The 17,761-nt window shown below is 65.8% G+C and carries 17 protein-coding genes; 10 read left to right on the top strand and 7 right to left on the bottom strand.

Annotated features, from left to right (window positions below; translation table 11 throughout):
* Nucleotides 1–73: 73 nt before the first annotated feature.
* Nucleotides 74–2,140: a threonine--tRNA ligase gene (gene thrS, locus ACQR0U_RS15730; protein ID WP_315749462.1), complete on the bottom strand. Its 2,067-nt coding sequence runs from the start codon at nt 2,138–2,140 to the stop codon at nt 74–76.
* 315 nt (nt 2,141–2,455) lie between these two features.
* Here thrS and ACQR0U_RS15725 point away from each other — a divergent pair, with 315 nt between their 5' ends.
* From ACQR0U_RS15725 to ACQR0U_RS15715, 3 genes are all read left to right on the top strand, one after another.
* A complete protein-coding gene (locus tag ACQR0U_RS15725; RefSeq protein WP_315750024.1) occupies nt 2,456–3,754 on the top strand; it encodes a hypothetical protein in 1,299 nt (432 codons plus the stop codon).
* A 102-nt stretch (nt 3,755–3,856) separates the two neighbouring features.
* On the top strand, nt 3,857–5,032 hold the full coding sequence (locus tag ACQR0U_RS15720) for an MFS transporter (RefSeq protein ID WP_315826214.1): 1,176 nt from the start codon (nt 3,857–3,859) through the stop codon (nt 5,030–5,032).
* 148 nt (nt 5,033–5,180) lie between these two features.
* Nucleotides 5,181–5,531, top strand: a complete 351-nt coding sequence (locus ACQR0U_RS15715) for a hypothetical protein (RefSeq protein WP_315714667.1) — start codon at nt 5,181–5,183, stop codon at nt 5,529–5,531.
* A gap of 21 nt (nt 5,532–5,552) precedes the next feature.
* Here the strand turns inward: ACQR0U_RS15715 and ACQR0U_RS15710 are convergent, their stop codons facing one another.
* A complete protein-coding gene (locus ACQR0U_RS15710; protein ID WP_434843477.1) occupies nt 5,553–6,788 on the bottom strand; it encodes an alpha/beta hydrolase in 1,236 nt (411 codons plus the stop codon).
* A 316-nt stretch (nt 6,789–7,104) separates the two neighbouring features.
* On the opposite strand from ACQR0U_RS15710, the gene ACQR0U_RS15705 reads away from it, so the two are divergent.
* Both ACQR0U_RS15705 and ACQR0U_RS15700 read left to right on the top strand, forming a co-directional pair.
* Nucleotides 7,105–8,478 (top strand): APC family permease, encoded by a 1,374-nt coding sequence (locus ACQR0U_RS15705; protein WP_315826213.1) that lies wholly within the window; start codon nt 7,105–7,107, stop codon nt 8,476–8,478.
* A 1-nt stretch (nt 8,479) separates the two neighbouring features.
* Complete coding sequence (locus tag ACQR0U_RS15700; protein WP_434843476.1) at nt 8,480–9,718, top strand: hypothetical protein; 1,239 nt, start codon at nt 8,480–8,482, stop codon at nt 9,716–9,718.
* Nucleotides 9,719–9,727: 9 nt separating this feature from the next.
* Here ACQR0U_RS15700 and ACQR0U_RS15695 read toward each other — a convergent pair whose 3' ends face one another.
* Together ACQR0U_RS15695 and yidD are read right to left on the bottom strand one after the other, a co-directional pair.
* Nucleotides 9,728–9,940, bottom strand: a complete 213-nt coding sequence (locus tag ACQR0U_RS15695) for a hypothetical protein (protein ID WP_315714664.1) — start codon at nt 9,938–9,940, stop codon at nt 9,728–9,730.
* Nucleotides 9,941–10,097: 157 nt separating this feature from the next.
* Nucleotides 10,098–10,448: a membrane protein insertion efficiency factor YidD gene (gene yidD, locus ACQR0U_RS15690; RefSeq protein WP_315749469.1), complete on the bottom strand. Its 351-nt coding sequence runs from the start codon at nt 10,446–10,448 to the stop codon at nt 10,098–10,100.
* Between the two features lie 262 nt (nt 10,449–10,710).
* Between yidD and ACQR0U_RS15685 the strand changes: the two genes are divergently transcribed.
* Nucleotides 10,711–11,601, top strand: a complete 891-nt coding sequence (locus ACQR0U_RS15685) for a hypothetical protein (protein WP_434843475.1) — start codon at nt 10,711–10,713, stop codon at nt 11,599–11,601.
* Between the two features lie 110 nt (nt 11,602–11,711).
* Here ACQR0U_RS15685 and ACQR0U_RS15680 read toward each other — a convergent pair whose 3' ends face one another.
* Nucleotides 11,712–12,173, bottom strand: coding sequence for an iron-sulfur cluster assembly scaffold protein (locus ACQR0U_RS15680; RefSeq protein WP_315826211.1), 462 nt, complete (start codon nt 12,171–12,173; stop codon nt 11,712–11,714).
* Nucleotides 12,174–12,400: 227 nt separating this feature from the next.
* Here ACQR0U_RS15680 and folE point away from each other — a divergent pair, with 227 nt between their 5' ends.
* The 4 genes from folE to ACQR0U_RS15660 all read left to right on the top strand — a co-directional run bounded on the left by folE (nt 12,401) and on the right by ACQR0U_RS15660 (nt 16,205).
* On the top strand, nt 12,401–13,108 hold the full coding sequence (folE, locus tag ACQR0U_RS15675) for a GTP cyclohydrolase I FolE (protein WP_315714660.1): 708 nt from the start codon (nt 12,401–12,403) through the stop codon (nt 13,106–13,108).
* Between the two features lie 29 nt (nt 13,109–13,137).
* Nucleotides 13,138–13,566, top strand: coding sequence for a phosphoribosyl-AMP cyclohydrolase (gene hisI / locus ACQR0U_RS15670; RefSeq protein ID WP_315714658.1), 429 nt, complete (start codon nt 13,138–13,140; stop codon nt 13,564–13,566).
* A 149-nt stretch (nt 13,567–13,715) separates the two neighbouring features.
* Nucleotides 13,716–14,741, top strand: a complete 1,026-nt coding sequence (locus ACQR0U_RS15665) for a lytic transglycosylase domain-containing protein (RefSeq protein WP_434843474.1) — start codon at nt 13,716–13,718, stop codon at nt 14,739–14,741.
* 288 nt (nt 14,742–15,029) lie between these two features.
* Entirely contained in the window at nt 15,030–16,205 is a 1,176-nt protein-coding gene (locus tag ACQR0U_RS15660) for a DUF2336 domain-containing protein (protein ID WP_315714656.1), read from the top strand.
* Nucleotides 16,206–16,475: 270 nt separating this feature from the next.
* On the opposite strand, the gene ACQR0U_RS15655 is transcribed toward ACQR0U_RS15660, so the two are convergent.
* Nucleotides 16,476–17,060 (bottom strand): Hpt domain-containing protein, encoded by a 585-nt coding sequence (locus ACQR0U_RS15655; protein WP_434843473.1) that lies wholly within the window; start codon nt 17,058–17,060, stop codon nt 16,476–16,478.
* 124 nt (nt 17,061–17,184) lie between these two features.
* On the bottom strand, nt 17,185–17,730 hold the full coding sequence (locus tag ACQR0U_RS15650; RefSeq protein WP_172107934.1) for a response regulator: 546 nt from the start codon (nt 17,728–17,730) through the stop codon (nt 17,185–17,187).
* Between the last annotated feature and the right edge of the window lie 31 nt (nt 17,731–17,761).

The raw sequence follows: 17,761 nt of genomic DNA, 5'->3' as shown, positions 1-17,761 counted from the left end.
ACATCCGGGATCTCACGCGCTGTCGCGGCGACACCGCATGTCGCTGCGCTCGTGCGGGCTACGCGCTACGACGTCACGCCGCCTCGCGCTGACGGCGCCGCACGTCCGGCGGCGTCGCCTCGTCCACCAGGGCGGCGATGGCCTCCGCGGTCGGCATCACGGTCTGGCCGTCGCGGCCGAGCCGGCGGACGGAGACCGAATGCGTCTCGGCCTCCTTCTTGCCGACGACGAGCAGGGCCGGGATCTTCTGCAGCGAGTGCTCGCGGACCTTGTAGTTGATCTTCTCGTTGCGCAGGTCGATCTCGCATCTGAGCCCGGCGCGGCGCAGCGCAGCCAGCACCTGCTTGGCGTATTCGTCGCCTTCCGAGGTGATGGTGGTGACGACGACCTGGGTCGGCGCCAGCCACAGCGGGAAGCTGCCGGCATAGTGCTCGATCAGGATGCCGATGAAGCGCTCCATCGAGCCGCAGATCGCGCGATGGACCATCACCGGCGCCTTCTTGGCGCCGTCGGCGTCGATGTAGAACGCACCGAACCGCTCCGGCAGGTTGAAGTCGACCTGCGTGGTGCCGCACTGCCAGTCGCGGCCGATGGCATCGCGCAACACATATTCGAACTTCGGCCCGTAGAACGCGCCTTCGCCTGGATTGATCTCGGTGCGGATGTGGTTGCTCTGCGCCTTGATCTCGTTCAGCACGGTCGCCATCACGCGCTCGGCGTGATCCCACATCTCGTCGGTGCCGACGCGCTTCTCCGGGCGGGTCGAGAGCTTCACCGTCAGTTCGCCCTCGAAGCCAAAATCCGAGTAGGTCGACAGAATCAGGTCGTTGATCTTCAGGCACTCGTCGGCGAGTTGGTCCTCGGTGCAGAACACATGCGCGTCGTCCTGGGTGAAGCCGCGCACGCGCATCAGGCCGTGCATCGCGCCGGAGGCCTCGTAGCGGTGCACGACGCCGAATTCGGCGAGCCGCAGCGGCAGGTCGCGGTAGCTCTTCAGGCCATGCTTGAAGATCTGCACGTGACCCGGACAGTTCATCGGCTTCAGCGCGAACCAGCGCTTGTCCTCGGCCTCGTCGCCGGCGGACTGCGCCGCGAACATGTTCTCGCGATACCAGTTCCAGTGGCCCGAGGTCTCCCACAGCGACTTGTCGAGGATCTGCGGCGCATTCACCTCGTCATAGTCGCCGGCGAGGCGCCGGCGCATGTAGGCGATCAGCGCCTGGAAGATGCTCCAGCCTTTCGGATGCCAGAACACGACGCCCGGGCCTTCCTCCTGGAAGTGGAACAGGTCGAGCTCGCGGCCGAGCTTGCGGTGGTCCCGCTTTTCGGCCTCCTCGATCTGCTTGAGGTAGGCGTCGAGCTGCTCCTGCTTGGCGAAGGCCGTGCCGTAGATGCGGGTCAGCATCGGATTGTTGGAATCGCCGCGCCAATACGCGCCCGCCACCTTCATCAGCTTGAAGGCGTTGCCGATCTTGCCCGTCGAGGTCATGTGCGGACCGCGGCAGAGATCGAACCAGTCGCCCTGGTAGTAGATCTTGATCGGCTCCTCGCCGGGAATGGCGTCGACCAGCTCGACCTTGAAGGCCTCGCCCTTGTCGCGGAACACCTGCTTGGTCTTCTCGCGGTCCCACACCTCTTTGGTGAAGGGTTTGTCGCGGCCGATGATCTCGCGCATCTTCTTCTCGATCGCGGCGAAGTCTTCGGGCGTGAACGGCTCGTTGCGGAAGAAGTCGTAGTAGAAGCCGTTCTCGATGACAGGGCCGATGGTGACCTGGGTGCCCGGCCACAGCGCCTGCACAGCCTCGGCCAGCACATGCGCGCAATCGTGCCGGATCAATTCCAGCGCGCGCGGATCGTCGCGGTCGACGAACTCGAGCCTGGCGTCCTCATTGATCGGATCGTTGAGGTCGACGAGATCGCCGTTCAGCGCCATGGCGACGGTGCGCTTGGCGAGCGAGGGCGAGATGCCCTTGGCGATGTCGAAGCCGGTGGTGCCCCGGGGATATTCACGCCGGGCGCCGTCGGGGAAGCTGATGGTGATCTTCTCGACCGGAGCGGCGGGCTTCAGGTTGCTGAGGCTGTATTGGAAATTGGACTTTTGCTGGTCGGACTTGGAATCAGGCGATTTCGGATCGGACATGGGTCACTCCTTGAGCTCACTCCTGCGAACGAGCGCAGGTAAGCGGGAGCAAGGGGTATAGCAGGGGATTTTCAGGCTGCAACCGGGAGAGGGACGGGAAAACCGCCCAATTGCGGCTGGTGCGGCGATGCGGAGATTGCCGCCGCGGGCCGGTATGATACAACTTCAAGTGTTCGGGGCGTGGGGACGCGTTTGGCGATGGAGTCTGCAGGAGAGGCGCCGCTGTCTGTGTGTCGGCGCGGCGGCATTCATGTTGGGGCCGCGCTGATCGTGTTCGTGTTGTCGAGCCTGTCGTCGCTCGCGGCCGTTCCGGCGATGCCAAAGCCGGCGACCCAGCCAAAGCCCGCGGCACATGCGAGGCCGGGTGCCCCGGCCAGGCCTGCAACGGAGTCCAGGCCGGCCGCGCGCCGCGCCGCGTCGCCGTGGGTCGCCGACGGCTCGACGCCGATTGCGTTCGCTCTCGTCAAGGGCTCCTCGGACGCCTGTGGACATGGCTGTGACAGCTGGATCGCCGCCGAAGGCAAGATCGACGGCGGCGCCGCGGCGCGCTTTCGCAAGTTCATGAAGCAGATCGGGGAGCGCAGACTGCCGATCTACTTCAATTCGCCAGGCGGCAATCTGCAGCAGGCGCTCGCCATCGGCGACATGCTGCGCGAGCGCAAGGCCGCCGTGCGGGTGGGACGCACCACCTTGCGCGAGTGCGGCTTCGAGCCTCAGGAGGGCGAGGCTTGTACCAAGCTGAAGCTGTCCGGGCGCGAGCTGCATGGCGAGGTCTGGACGCGGGGGGCGATGTGCAATTCGGCCTGTCCCTACATGCTGCTCGGCGCGCCCACGCGTGAGATCGCAGCGGATGCGACGCTCGCGGTGCATTCGCCGCGCGTCATCCTGAACTTCACCGGCGGCGTGCCGACCCGCGAGATGCGGGCGCAGGCGATGCAGCAGGCGATGGCGCGGGCCGACAAGATGGTGCTCGACTACATCACCAAGCTCGGCGCGGATCCCGCTCTGCTCACGGTGGCGCGGTCTGTCCCGTTCGAGAGCATGCGCATCCTGACGCGGGAGGAGATCGCGCGGTTTGCGCTCGACAGGCGGCAGCGGGTCGAAAGCTCCTGGATGTTCGAGACCGCCAGCCGTGGGATTGCCTACAAGACCATTCTCGCACGCAAGGACGGTGAGAGCACGTTCCAGACCACGCGCTTGCAGATGGTCTGCTTCGATCAGGACCGCTTCGAGCTCGACGTCGAGCGCATCGCGCCGGCCGGCTCGCCGCCGGGTCCGCTGGCGATGGCGAGCGGAGATATGCGGCTCAATTTCCTCTCGCCGCCGCGGCGGTCGGGCGATCGCGAGACCTGGGGCGTGTTCCTGAATGCAAGCCAGGTGAAAACGCTGTCCTTGATGCCGTCGGCCGAGCTGAGCGATTCCCTGTTGAATGTCGCGCGTCGCAATGTCTCGACATTTCCGGTGAGCAGCGAAGGCCTGCAATCTGCTCTGAAGATGCTGACCGAGAGCTGCCCGCCGTCCAAGGCCATCGCCCGTCCGACGAGTACGCCGGTTCCGTGGACGCAGATTCCCTCGCCGCAGGCCTCGGCGGCGCAGTCCGCCCCCGCGCCCTGACGAGAAGGGCGGCCAGGACGAAGGAGGGAGGACGAGAGAAAGTCATGGGCGGCATGAGACATTTTCATGCAAATGCATGAAATTCTCTGCTATTGAGGCGCGATGACATCCACTTTCGCTTCCGGGCGCTTTGCGCCGACCGCGCTCATGCTCGGCAATCTCGTCACCGGCTGCTCGGTGCTCGCGCCCGCCGGCCTGCTGTCCGAGCTCGCCGCGGATCTCGCTGTCGGCGTTCAGACGGCGGGACTCCTGATCACCTTCGGCGCGGTGGTGCTCTGCATCTGCTCGCCCTTGACCGCCTGGCTGACGAGCCGCTTCGATCGCCGCCGTCTGCTCGCAGCGACGCTCATGGTCCTCACGCTCGGCAATCTCGCCTCGGCGTTTGCGCCCGATTATGCGAGCCTGCTGGTGCTGCGCTTGGTGATGCTCGCGGTCGGCGCGCTCTATACACCGCAGGCCGCCGGGACGGCGGCGCTGATCAGCCCGGTCGAGAGACGCGGCAGCACCATCGCCTATGTCTTCCTGGGCTGGTCGCTGGCGGCCGCCGTGGGGCTGCCCATGATCACCTTCATCGGCAGTCATTCTGGTTGGCGGGCTGCCTATCTCGCCGTCGGTGCGGCCGGCGCGGTCAGCTTTGTTCTGCTGACATGGCGCCTGCCATCCGGCCTGAAGGGCGCGCCGGTTGCGTTGAAGACCTGGACCGAGCTCGGCCGTAACCGTCTGGTGGTTCTGCTGCTCCTGGTCACGACCCTGCAGATGTCGGGGCAGTTCGTGATCTTCACCTTCATGGGACCGCTGTTGAAGCGCCTGACTGGCGCGGACTCCAACCAGATCGGGCTGGTGTTCGCGATCTACGGCGCCTGCGGCTTTCTCGGCGTCGTTATCGCAACCCGGATCGTCGATGGCTGGGGGGCCTACCGGACATCGCTCTTGTTCACCTGCCTGATGTTCGCCGGTGTGTCGGCCTGGACGCTGGCGGCGGGCACCTACGGCCTCATGGCGGTGGCGGTCGCCATCTGGGGGTTGGGGTTTGCGTCCACCAATTCGATGCAGCAGGTTCGGCTGGTGGCAGCCGCGCCGCCGCTTGCCTCGGCCTCGGTGTCGCTCAACACCTCCGTGCTCTATATCGGCCAGGCCATCGGCTCCGCGATCGGCGGCAGCCTGTTTGCACGCGACCTGCTCGGAGCCACCGGCTACGTCGCACTGATGTTCCTGACCCTGGCGTTGCTGGCAATTCTGGCCAGCCGCCAGCGCGCGCGGACCGCGGTTCCGGCCTGAGCAGCGGGTTGGCGCTTGGCAAAGCCGGCCCGACCGGATTAAAGGCCGATGTCGTGGGGGGCTGCTGGGGCGTGGATTCTGCCACGGCCGGCGAGTAGCATCGACGGACGTCCTCGCGTGCCCACGGGTCGGATGAGAGAGATATGGCATGAAGAAGATGATGTTGAGCCTGGCCGCAGTGCTGCTGTGCACCCCTGCGCTGGCCCAGAGCGCGCCGATGGTCGGTGACCGTCCGCTGGTGCAGGTCAAGCCGAAGGGGACGAAGACCGCCGCCGCCGCGCCGGCCAAGCCGCAATCGGCGGCCGCCAAGCTCCAGGCCTGCCTGGAGATCGACGACGGAACCAAGGAGCGCCTGAACTGCTACGACGCCGTCATTCCGCCGGCGGCCAAGCCGAAGGCGATGAAGGCCAAGGTGGTCGGCGACTGCAAGTTCACCAAGGAAGAGGATGAGCGGCTCGCCTGCTTCAACGGCTTCGTCGAGAAGCTTCCGAAGTCCTGAGGCATTGCGGCGGCCTCTGTCTCAGCGGCTCGACACGCGGTTCGACATGTCCTGGGCTCCGGCCGCGATCCGGATCGGCGGCTGGGCGGCCGCCATCTTGACCAGCAAATCCTTGATCGGGTTGCGGGTCCATGCCTGCGTGACGTAGTCGCGATGGGTGATGCCCTCGTCGGTCTCGACGAAGACGACGCTGCCCGGGCGCAGCGGCCGGTCCATGTCTTCGGAGACTTCGATGCCGCGATTGCGCAGCATCGCCATCAGTTCCTGATCATGCCGCGCAGTGTAGCGCGTGTAGGAGCTGATGAAAAAGCCGGAGCGGTTGCGCTCGACCCAGTTGGCGAACTTGTCGAGCTGGCCGTAGACCGCATCGAGCAGCACGACGCCGCGCACGCGGTCGCCGATGCCGCCGACCTCGAGGCTCCAGGCCGTGGGAAGGAAGCCACCGCTGTAGCCGACGATCACGATGGGCATGCCGGCGAACGTCTTCGCGGTGGCCGGATTGCCGGTCAGGCGGGCGAGGCTGGCCGCGGCCTCGTCCATGAATCGCTTGAAGCCGCCGGGCTGCCAGAACTTGCCGGCGCTCGAATCGGCGGCGTCGACGGCCATCTGCGGCGCGAGCAGCACCGCGTTGACGCCCGCCGCGGTGATCTGCTGCGGCACCAACTGGCGGTCGCGCACGTCGCGCTCCAGCGTGGCGCCGTTGCCGTGGAAGAACACGACGATCACGCCCGGCTTGCGCACATCGAATTGTTCGGGGACGTGCACCAGCACACGGCTGTCGTTGTAGGTCTGGTCCTGCCAGTAGACGCGGCCGGACAAGCTGCGGTGGCCGCGGCGCTCACCGTTACTGACGTTCAGGAATGGCGCGTCGGATGCCGGATTGTTACCGAAATAGGGAAAGGCCGACGACTGCATGCTGACGAGGGTCGTCAGATCCTCACGCTGCCGCCGTTCCGACCGTTGCGGCTCCAGGGATGCGATCTGTGAGGGCGCCGGCTTCGGAGCGAAGTCGGAGGGCGTGTGAAGCCGGAAGCTCTCCTGCGCGGACGGGAAGCGGTCGCTGAATTCAGGTGCCGGAAAACGATCGTCGAAGGTCAGCCCCTGGGCCGTCGATGCGTTGGCGGCCAACGCCTCGGGATTGGGCGCCTTGCCGCAATGCGTGAAGGAAAGGCAGATTGCCAGCGCCGATGCCGCGCGCCACCAGAGGCACGAGCCCCTGCGCACAGACGTCACCGCTTTCTCGTCTTCCCCGATCATCCGTCCCCAAAGACGCGTTTGAGCCGCAACACGGCTCTTCAACCAGCGGATTTCGTTCAACCTGCGCCGCCGAAATTGAGGTCGCGTTAAGGATCGTGTCCGGTCGACCCCGGGCGTACCGGGACACACCACGCGAACGTGTCGCGATTGTGGGACGGCCGGCGGCCCGATGCAATGCCGTAGCCCAGCCCGGCCGAAATCGGTTCAAAAATACCCTTGAGGAAGGTCATATTTAACGCCCGTTAACGATGTTTGAATGCTTCGGCGGGAACCTGGGCTGAGGCAGAGGAAGGGGCGCCGGGCGTCCCTCGACGAGATGGCTGCATCCGAGGCGGACGATCCCGGCCGGGGCCGGACAGACGGCGACCGGGTTCCATCCGTGTCCTTGCCGGTCGCGACCGCGATCGTCATCGCCGACATGATCGGAGTCGGCGTCTTCACCAGCCTCGGCTTCCAGGTCCGGGACATCCCGTCCGGCTTCTCCATTCTGGCGCTGTGGGCGGTCGGGGGACTGGTGTCGATCTGCGGGGCGCTGTCCTATGCCGAACTCGGCACGATGTTTCCGCGCTCGAGCGGCGAATACAATTTCCTCACACGAGCGTTCCATCCGGCGATCGGCTTCATGGCCGGGTGGGTCTCGGCGACGGTGGGCTTCGCGGCGCCGGTGGCGCTCGCGGCCATGGCGTTCGGCGAATATGGTCGGGCCGTCATCACCAGTGCTCCGCCGATGCTGCTCGCCACGGGTGCAGTCTGGCTCGTGACAGCGGTGCAGCTCGGCGGCATCAGGCAGTCGAGCCGCTTCCAGCTGTTGTCGACCATGCTGAAGCTCGCGCTCATCACCGCCTTTCTCATCGCAGGCTACACCATTGCCGCCCCGCAGTCGGTCACTTTCCTGCCGACCGCGGCCGATATCGGCCACGTGACGAGTGCGGCGTTCGCAACCGGACTGGTGTTCGTGATGTACGCGTTTTCCGGCTGGAACGCGGCGACCTACATCATCGGCGAACTGCATGCGCCGGAGCGGACCTTGCCGCGCGCGCTGCTGCTGGGCACGGTGATCGTTCTGGTACTCTACATCGCGCTCAACGCTGTTTTCCTGCGGGCTGCACCGATGGACGCGCTCGCAGGCCAGCTCCAGGTCGCGAGCATCGCGGGCAGTCATATCTTCGGCGAGACCGGCGGGCGCTTCGTGGCCGCGATGATCTGCGTCGGACTGGTTCCTTCCATTGCCGCGATGATGTGGATCGGCCCGCGCGTGCTGATGACGATGGGCGAGGACATTCCGGCGCTGTCGGTGTTTGCGCGGCGCTCGCGTAATGGGGCGCCGGCCTATGCCGTGCTGTTCCAGCTCACGGTCGCCACCCTGATGCTGTTCACGGAAAGCTTCGAGGCGGTGCTGGACGTCGTCCAGTTCTCGCTGTTGTCCTGCTCGCTTCTCGCTGTGCTCGGACTGATCAAGCTGCGCATCGCGCAGCCCGAACTCACGCGACCCTACCGCGCCTGGGGCTATCCGGTCACGCCGTTGATTTTCCTCAGCGTGACCTTCTTCATGATGTACTATCTCATCACAACGCGGCCCTTGCAGGCAGGGCTCGGCGCAGGCGCAATGGCGTCGGGATTGGTGATCTATTGGTTCGCTCACGCGCGATCGCGCCGTATCGCCGCAACGCTCGCATCGGGTTCGGATTGAAATGCTGTTGGTCTCGAGAGTCTGGTTCGCCGTCGCATGTCTGATCCTTGCCATGAGCTTCGAGGCTCGGGCTCAGACCACCACGCCGGACGACACGGCGCGGGTGCTGGCGGGCATGCCGCCAGCAGCGGGCTCGCCGCTCCTGCCCTTCGTGCAGGATCCGGCGTGGCGGCGCCACGCGGCGTTCTTCGACAACGCCTTCAATCAGCTCGAGCAGCGACAATTGTCGAAGATCAGGGCCTGGGCGGATGCCAATCTGGCCGCGCCGCGGCCGTCGATGTTCTATTTCTTCTCGGGGCCGGATTTTCTCTATGCCGATGCCTTTCATCCGAAGGCAACGACCTATGTCCTGGCGGCACTCGAGCCGACCGGCCCGATCCCGGACCTGACCAGATTGCCCCGAGGCAGCATCGGCCCGGCGCTGTCCTATGTCGAACGCTCGTTGCAATCGGTCCTGAGCTTCTCCTTCTTCATCACCAAGGACATGAAGGTCGACCTGCGCGAAGGCGAGCTCGAAGGGACCCTGCCGATCCTCTACGTCTTCCTGGCGCGCACCGGCAAGACGATCCGCGAGGCCAGTCTGATCTGGTTGGACGAGAACGGCGGATTGCACGGCAACGACGAGGCGCCGACGCGCAATGCGACCAAGGGCGCGCGCATCCTGTTTGCCGGCGCCGACGGGGCCGCCAAGACGCTCTACTACTTCTCCAGCGATCTCTCCGATTCCGGCGTGAAGGCGAGCGGGTTGCTCAAGTTCTGCGCGCCGCTGGGGCCGGGCGACAGTCTCCTGAAGAGCGCGTCCTATCTGTTGCATGAGAACGGCTTCGGGCGGGTCCGTAGCTGGCTGCTGAAGAACAGCGCCACCGTCATCCAGGACGATTCCGGCATCCCGCTCGCAAGCTACGAAGCGCGGGCTTGGCGTTTCCTGCCGTTCGGACGCTACGCCGGGCCGATCGACAAGTTTCCGGACATGTATCAGAGGAGCTATGCGAAGCTGTTCGAGCGCGCGCAGCCGCTGGAGTTCGGGATCGGCTATCGCTGGCGCACGCGTGAATCGAATGTCCTGCTCGCGGTGAGATCGCCTCCGGCCGACGCGACAGTCTCGGCCGAAGCGAGCGTCCTTCCAGAGACGGATTACCAGCCGCCGCCGCGCGCCCGGCGCGTGCCGCGGGCGCCGGAGCCGGTTCCTCTCTATCCGCCGCCGCGGCGCGACGATTTCATCTTCTGGCCGAGATGGTAGGGGCGAATCTCACCAGTGCACGCTCTGGCTGGGCACGATGTAGGACGTCGTCGGCGGGGGCAGGGCGGTGCTGTCCGTGAGATAGCGCCAGGCACCGACAATGACGATCAACAAAGCGATGATGCAGAGCAGGTCCACCTGGCGTGCGTCATGATGGCCGGCATGATCGGGACCGACACTCTTGCGCGCTCGGTGGCTTCTGGGGCTGATTGTCCAGCGCATCGTTGTTTCCTCCCGAAGGAAGCGTCACATCAATGCCAGTCCAAGCGGCGCGGTTCCTGCTGACAGCGCCGTCGCATTACAGAAGCATAGTCCCGGCGTGGGATTTCGCCAGCGCCATCTGCGAGGTCGATCGATTCGGTACTTGTTGCGCTGCACCTCAGTTCGGCCCGTTGACGCCGCGCCATCGCGCATAGCGCCAAGGCAGGTACCAGCGGGCGCGCGCAGGAGCCGTCGTTGGGACGTTGTCGATGCCGGAGGTGCCAAAGGGCTGGCAGCGCAGCAGCCGGGCGAGCGTCATCCAGCCGCCTGCCCAGAGCCCGAAGCGCTCGATGGCTTCATCAGCATAGACCGAGCACGTCGGCAGGTGCCGGCAATTGTAGCCGACCAGCGGCGACAATGTGTGGCGATAAAGCCAGATCAGCGCGTGAGCCGCGCGGCGCGGGAGTCGCCCCAGCAGCGACCCGATGTGCGCAGAATGGCAGCCGATGTCGGAGCATGAGTGCTTCATGAGCGAAATGCCAGATGGATGTGCGAGCTTCTGACCGGTTCCTCGGCAGGGAACCTTGCTCTCGTTCATTTGTGGTGATGTGATGCAACAATGGCCAGTTTTCAGCGGCGCCGCAGCACGCCGCAGCTGGACGGTCGGTGATTGCCCGGATACGTTTCCCGACAAGGATGTGACAGACTAATAACGGATTTGAGGCCAGCTTGTCAGGTCTTTCCGCAAGAAAACCGAGGAACTGCGTACCGAGCTATACGAGGGGGACGGATTGCGCGTGAGATTGCTGCGGTCGCATGAATTGCGCTGGATGCTACTCGGTGTGGCAGCGCTTGGTTTGGTGGTCGGTGGGGCGATCACCGTTATGTCCAACACGGCGCGCGCCGGCGGCGCGCTCGAAGAGCGCAAACTCCCGATGCGGTTCGGTTGGGTCGCCTGCGAGCCGAATTGCGGCTGGGTCAGCGCGGTCGGGATCGTTACCGGCGATACGCCGAAGGATTTCGAGGATTTCGCGAGGGATCGCGACCTGACGGGCACCACCCTGGTGCTCGACTCCAGCGGCGGTTCGGTCAACGACGCCATCACCCTGGGTCGCCGGTTCCGTGGGCTGAAGATGCGCACGACGGTCGGCATGACCCAGCGTCCGAGCCGCGCGGGTGACCGGCCGCGCGTGGTGCCCGAGGCCTATTGCGAGTCGATGTGCGTGTTCCTGCTGTTGGCTGGAACCACGCGTTACGTTCCGGACACCGCCCATGTCCGCGTTCACCAGATCTGGATGGGAGACCGCGCCGACGACGCCAAGGCGGCGAGCTATACGGCGCAGGACCTGATGATCGTCGAGCGCGACATCGGGCGTCTCGCCAAATACACCTTCGACATGGGCGGAGCGGGCGATCTGCTGTCGCTGGCGCTGAACGTGCCGCCCTGGGAGGACCTGCATGAGCTGTCGCGCGCCGAGCTGCGGCTGACCAATATCGTGACCACGGATCTGGTCGCCGAGGTGCTGCCGCCAAAGGGGGCGGTACCCGTCGCCGAGCTCGCGCCGAAGCCGCAGGCCAGGGACAAGCAGCAGGACCGCTTCCCGGCCGCGCTCGACAAGCAACTCTCCCGCACCGCCGAAGCGCTTCCGGCGGCGACGGTGGCGGCGACGCCGCCGCAATAGGCAGCGACGTCGCTGGCGAACCGGCGCCAGCGTCCGAAAGGGGCGACAGATGCCGCTACGCTCGCGCGAGCTGGCTATGCGATTTTGACGTGCGGGAGAATGATGCCGCCTCAGCCCTGGGCCGCGGCCGGCTGCTCGCCGTTGGCTTTGGCCTCGATCTGGCCGATCGCATCCACCACGGCATCGAAGGTCAGCATCGTGGAGGCGTGGCGGGCCTTGTAGTCGCGCACCGGCTCGAGCAGGGCGATGTCGGCCCATTTGCCTTCCGGCGGCGCACCGTTCTCCTTCAGCATCCTTCTCACCGTCTCCCGCAGCTCGCGCAGCTCCGCGGCGCTGGAACCGATGACGTGGCGAGCCATGATCGAGGAGGAGGCCTGGCCGAGGGCGCAGGCCTTCACGTCGTGGGCGAAGTCGGTCACCACGGGCCCGTCCATCTTGAGGTCGACCTTGACGGTCGAGCCGCACAGCTTGGAATGGGCGGTGGCGGTGGCGTCCGGGTGGTCCAGCCGTCCGAGCCGCGGAATGTTGCCAGCCAGCTCGATGATGCGCTTGTTGTAGATGTCGTTCAGCATGTGCCTGACGTCCCGGAATTACCGGCGTGGCGGCCTTGGCGGCCGGGTTTCATCGCCCTATATTGCGAGTATATGGAAACGATTGGCAGGAATTCCAGCCACATCCACAGGCGTCCGGCGCGAGAGGCGCTCAGCCTGCGTGTGGCACCTCTGCAGGTGACGCCCTCAAGGTGATGCTGTGCCGGTGACACTCCGGTCGGACCGCCGACCGGTCGAACGGAGTTGAGATGGACACTTTGATCAAGACGTTGCGCGCGAACAAGCCCGAGGGCAAGCCGTTAGACGCCAAGCTGACTGACCCCCGCGCTGCAGAGCTCGATCCTGCCGATTTTCTCGCCGCCGCCGTGCGGCCGGATCGGCCACGGCCGTCGCGCGCGGAAGCCGAGGCCGCGGTTTACACGCTCCTGAATTACATCGGCGAGGATCCGACCCGCGAGGGGCTGGTCGACACGCCGCGCCGGGTCGTCGAGGCCTATGATGAATTGTACCAGGGCTATCACCAGTGCCCGGCCGAGGTGCTCGACCGCACCTTCGGCGAGACCGCCGGCTATGACGACTTCGTGCTGATTCGCGACATCGAGTTCACGTCGCAATGCGAGCATCACATGATGCCCTTCTACGGCCGCGCGCATATCGCCTATACGCCGGTCGAGCGGGTGGTCGGCCTGTCCAAGCTGGCGCGCCTGACCGACATCTTCGCCCGCCGCCTGCAGACCCAGGAGCATCTCACCGCCCAGATCGCGGCTGCGATCGACGAGGTGCTGAAGCCGCGCGGCGTCGCCGTCATGATCGAGGCCGAGCACACCTGCATGTCGGTGCGGGGCGTCGCCAAGCACGGCGCCATCACCTTCACCAGCCGCTTCACCGGCATGTTCAGGGACAATCCGGCCGAGCAGTCGCGCTTCCTGTCCATGGTGCGGTCGCCGCAACGGTAAGCCTGCCAACCCGTTGAGCAGAGAGTTTCGTGTCTTCATCCTCAGTTGAGCGCGAGGAGGGCTTGGCCTTCCTGCCCAAGTTCGACGCGGCCGGCCTCGTCACCTGTGTGACGACCGATGCCGTGAGCGGCGACGTGCTGATGGTCGCCCACATGAACGAGGAGGCCCTGCGCAAGACGGTGGCGACCGGCGAAGCTTGGTATTTCAGTCGCTCGCGCAATGCGTTGTGGCGCAAGGGTGAGAGCTCGGGCCAGACCCAGCGCGTGGTCGAGATGCGCACCGATTGCGACCAGGACGCGGTCTGGCTGCGCGTCGAGCAGGCCGGCGCGGCGTGCCACACCGGCCGCCATTCCTGCTTCTATCGCAAGGTCGAGCGATCGGATGACGGCAGCGGTGCGCAGCTCGTCTTCGTCGATGCCGACCGGCTGTTCGATCCGGCCGAGGTCTATCGCAAGTAGGCCAGCGACCTGCCTCCGGGTCTATCCGGTCGTTCATTGGCCCGGCCGGGCCCAGCGAATTAACTCGCCATTAACCATGCCCGCCGCATTTTGCCGGACGTTTCCGGCGCGTTCGTCTGCCAGCAAATCTGCAAACAGCGGGTCTTCCCATGTCGGTCGACGCATCCAACTCCTCGTCCACCGGTTTCCTCGATGGCGTCCGGGCGAAGGTCGCCGGCGCGATCAAGCAGGCCGCTGACAGCGTCGGCACCAGCTTCGAATATCTGCTGTCGACCGCCAAGATGGAGTCCGACTTCAATCCGACCGCCGGCGCCTCGACGTCATCAGCGCGCGGGCTCTACCAGTTCATCGACCAGACCTGGCTCGGCACGGTGAAGGAAGCCGGCGCCGATCTCGGCTATGGCCAATATGCCGACGCAATCACCCGGACACCGTCGGGCGACTACACGGTCAGCGATCCCGCCATGCGGCAGGCGATCATGAAGCTGCGTGACGACCCGCAGGCGTCGTCCGCAATGGCGGCGGCGCTTACGCAATCGAACAGCTTTCAGCTCACCGGCAAGATCGGCCGCCGGCCGACCGACGCCGAGCTCTACATGGCGCACTTCATGGGCGTTGGCGGTGCCGCGAAGCTGATCACCAGCACCCAGGAGACGCCGAATGCGTCGGCTGCGCGGATGTTTCCCGGCGCCGCCGCGGCCAACCGGCCGATCTTCTACGATCGCGACGGACAAGCCCGCAGCGTGTCCCAGGTCTATGCGGTCCTGAACACGCGCTATGCCGGCGCCGCCAATTCCTCGGCCACCCGGGGCGCGCTTGCACTCTATGGTGGGACGAATGTCGCAGCCAATGCGGCCGGCGGCGGCGCGCTGCCGACCACCGACACCGCAACCTTCCTGTCGATGTTTCCGGATGCGCGCGGCTCATCCCGGTCCGGCTCCTCGACGACGGCCGATGCGTCGGCGGTCAACCGGCCGGCAGATCCGATGTTTCGTTCGCTATTCCAGGTTGACGGCCAGTCGAGCCAGGCGGTCTCGCCGACCGTGCGCGAGTTGTGGGGCCATTCATCGGTTGCTAGCGCGACCCCGTCGGAGAGCGGTAGTATCGATGCCAGCGGCAATGGTCAGCGCAGGCTCGACCTGTTCAGCGATCCGCACGGCACCTTCTCGGGCTGATGCGCCGGCGAAGGCGGTCGCGCTCGTCGCTGAACCATTGATCAAAAAGAACTATTTTGAAGTCCCGCCGCGGCTCGCGCCGCTGGCGGCGGCCGCATTTCCCCCGTCGGATTACGGCCAAATGCGGCGTTGAGTGGTATCATAGTATGTAAACAACCTGCCGCCTTAACAAAACATCAACAAAACCAGCCACTTATGGTGAACGCTTTGTTAAGCGTCGTGGTTTATTTTCGGTGCTGTTGAGGCCCTCGTGGCCTTTGTCTGCAAGTTGCGTAAGCCGGAAAGACCATGATCGTTCGGCAGTTTCTCAGTTGGGTCAGAACCGCACCCGCCGGTGAGCGGGCAGAGGCCACCAGGGCGCTCGCGCGGGCGTGGCTGTTGTCGGATCTTTGCGATGAGGATCGCGGCGCCGCGGAGGGCGCGCTCCTCATGCTGCTGGACGATCCGTCGCCGCTGGTGCGGCAGGCGATGGCGGAGGTGTTCGCCCGCTCGGAGGAGGCGCCGGCCGCCATCGTCCAGGCGCTCGCCACGGACCAGGCTTCCGTGGCCGCCATCATCCTCGAACATTCGCCGCTCTTGATCGATGCCGACCTCGTCGACATCGTCGCGACCGGCAACTCCGACACGCAATGCGCGATCGCGCGCCGCGTCGGCCTGCCCGCGCCGGTGTGCGCCGCGATCGCCGAGGTCGGCAGCGCCGCCGCCGCGCTCGAGCTGATCGAGAATGCCTATGCCGAGCTCGCGCCGTTCTCCTGGGACCGCATCGTCGAGCGCCACGGCCACCTCGCCGCCATCCGCGAAGCGATGCTGGTGCTGGACGACCTGCCGGCCGCGACGCGCGCGGCGCTGGTCGACAAGCTGTCCGAGACGCTGGCGCAGTTCGTCGTCGCCAGGAACTGGCTCAGCGCCGACAGGGCAGGGCGCATCACCAATGAGGCGCGCGACCGCTCGACCATCACCATCGCGGCGCGCTCGCGCGGCGAGGAGCTGCGCGGGCTGGTCCAGCATCTGCGCGCAACCTCGCAACTCACCGCGGGCCTGATCCTGCGCGCGCTTCTCTCCGGCAACGTCGAATTGTTCGAGATCGCGCTATCGGAGCTCGCCGACATGCCGCGGGCGCGGGTGTCAGCGCTGCTCAACGATCGCGGTCGCGCCAGCCTGCAGGGGCTGCTGCGCAAGGCCGGCATTCCCGACACCACCTTCGACGCGTTCAGCATCGCGCTCGAGGTCTGCCGCGAGAACGGCTTTGCCGACACCCTGAGCGGAGCAGCGATCCTGCGTCGCAAGATGGTGGAGCGCGTGCTCACCCATTGCGCCACCGACCGCGACGCGGCCGCGCCGCTCTTGATCCTGCTGCGGCGCTTCGCCACCGAATCCGCACGCGACGAGGCCCGCGAGTTCTGCGACGAGGTGATGGCGGAGGATTTCGTCGCCGGGCTGGAGTTCGGACTGATCGCGGCCTAGCGCAGCTCGCCTGTTCGTCCGCGGATTCCTCAGCAGATCAAGGCCGACATCTCTCCGCCCGTCATTCCGGGGCGCGCGAAGCGCGAGCCCGGAATCCATAACCACAGGGCAACGTGCCGAGGCAAGCTGTCACCGCTCGCGCGCCTCACATTCCATTCTATGGCGATGGATTCCGGGCTCATCGCTGCGCGATGCCCCGAAATGACGCCAGGATGGATGGTGGCCAACGATCCTGCGATGGAATGAATGGATAGTGAGCGGCCAGCCGGCCTATGGCTGATCGCTCGGCACGAGGCTCGGCGCCAGGATCGCTTCGAGATGCTCAGGCCGGTTGCGGTTGACCTGGATCAGATAGTCGTCCGCCACGCGGCGCAGCCGGCGGCTCAATTCGCCTGCGACCGTCGCGCTGTCATACTTCGTATGATCATGCACGATCGCCTGGATGGCGTTGACGTGATGCTCGAACAGCTCGGCGGGGACCTTTTCGAGGTCGGGCGCGTGCTCGATGATCCGGCACAGGCTATCGGCAACCTCGGCAGCGGCGGGATAGCCGAAGGTCGCTGCGTCGCCCTTGATGTCGTGGGCGGCGCGAAACATCTCCTCGCAGGCGTCGTCGTCGAAGCCGGTCCTGAGCACTGCTGCATAGGCCTTGGTCAGACGATCGGCCTCGGTGTCCATCCACGATTTGAACTCGCCGGACAGCTCGGCCAGCGCGGCTTCCGCGCGTGCGATCGGATCGTCGAGATCCTTCTCCTCGGCGCGGCGCAGCACCTTCTTCAGCGGATTGGGCTGGGTGATGACGTGATGCGAGGCGTAGGTCTTGACCTGGACCGCCGGGGCCTTGTCTTTCGCCATCTCGATATCCCCTGATGATGCCGACCAACGCAAATCGACTCACTTCCCCGATTCATAGCCGAGGACCTTGGCGCGCTGGGCGCCGATCCCCCGATTGCGTTAACGCGGGCTCACTGCCGCGCCCCTAAACTGCGGAGCGCGCTTTATCCAGAAGTGACGGCTGCTGGAAGATCTCCGCCTCGCCGCCGATCCGGCGCTCCGGCCCGATATAGGCGGTGTTGGTGTTGCGGCGCCGGTCCGGGCCGAAATAGGTCTTGGTCTTGATGAAGGGCCGCGGATTGGCGACCACGTTGAGGATGCGCTGATACAGGCCCTTGGCCGAGATCGGCTTGGCGAGGAATTCCGTGACGCCGGCGTCGCGCGCGACGGTGACGCGGCGCTTCTCCGAATGTCCCGTCAGCATGATGATCGGCGCGTAGGGATTGCCCTTGGCTTCCGGCTGCCGGATCATCTGCGCGAGCTCGAGGCCGTCGAAGATCGGCATTGCCCAGTCGGTGATGACGATATCCGGCGAGAAATGAGTATACATCTCGAGTGCGGTCGCGCCGTCCTCGGCCTCGTTGACCTCGCGGGCGCCGAACGAATGCAGCAGCGTGCGCAGGATGCGGCGCATGTGCGGGTTGTCGTCGCAGACGAGAAAGCGCAGCTTGTTGAAGTCGATGCGGTACATTTGGCCGGCCCGAAGGGATCACCGGTGATGG

It is taken from the genome of Bradyrhizobium sp. HKCCYLRH3097, assembly GCF_051167875.1.
Classification (GTDB): domain Bacteria; phylum Pseudomonadota; class Alphaproteobacteria; order Rhizobiales; family Xanthobacteraceae; genus Bradyrhizobium.
This window is presented reverse-complemented; position numbering and strand designations above follow the sequence as displayed.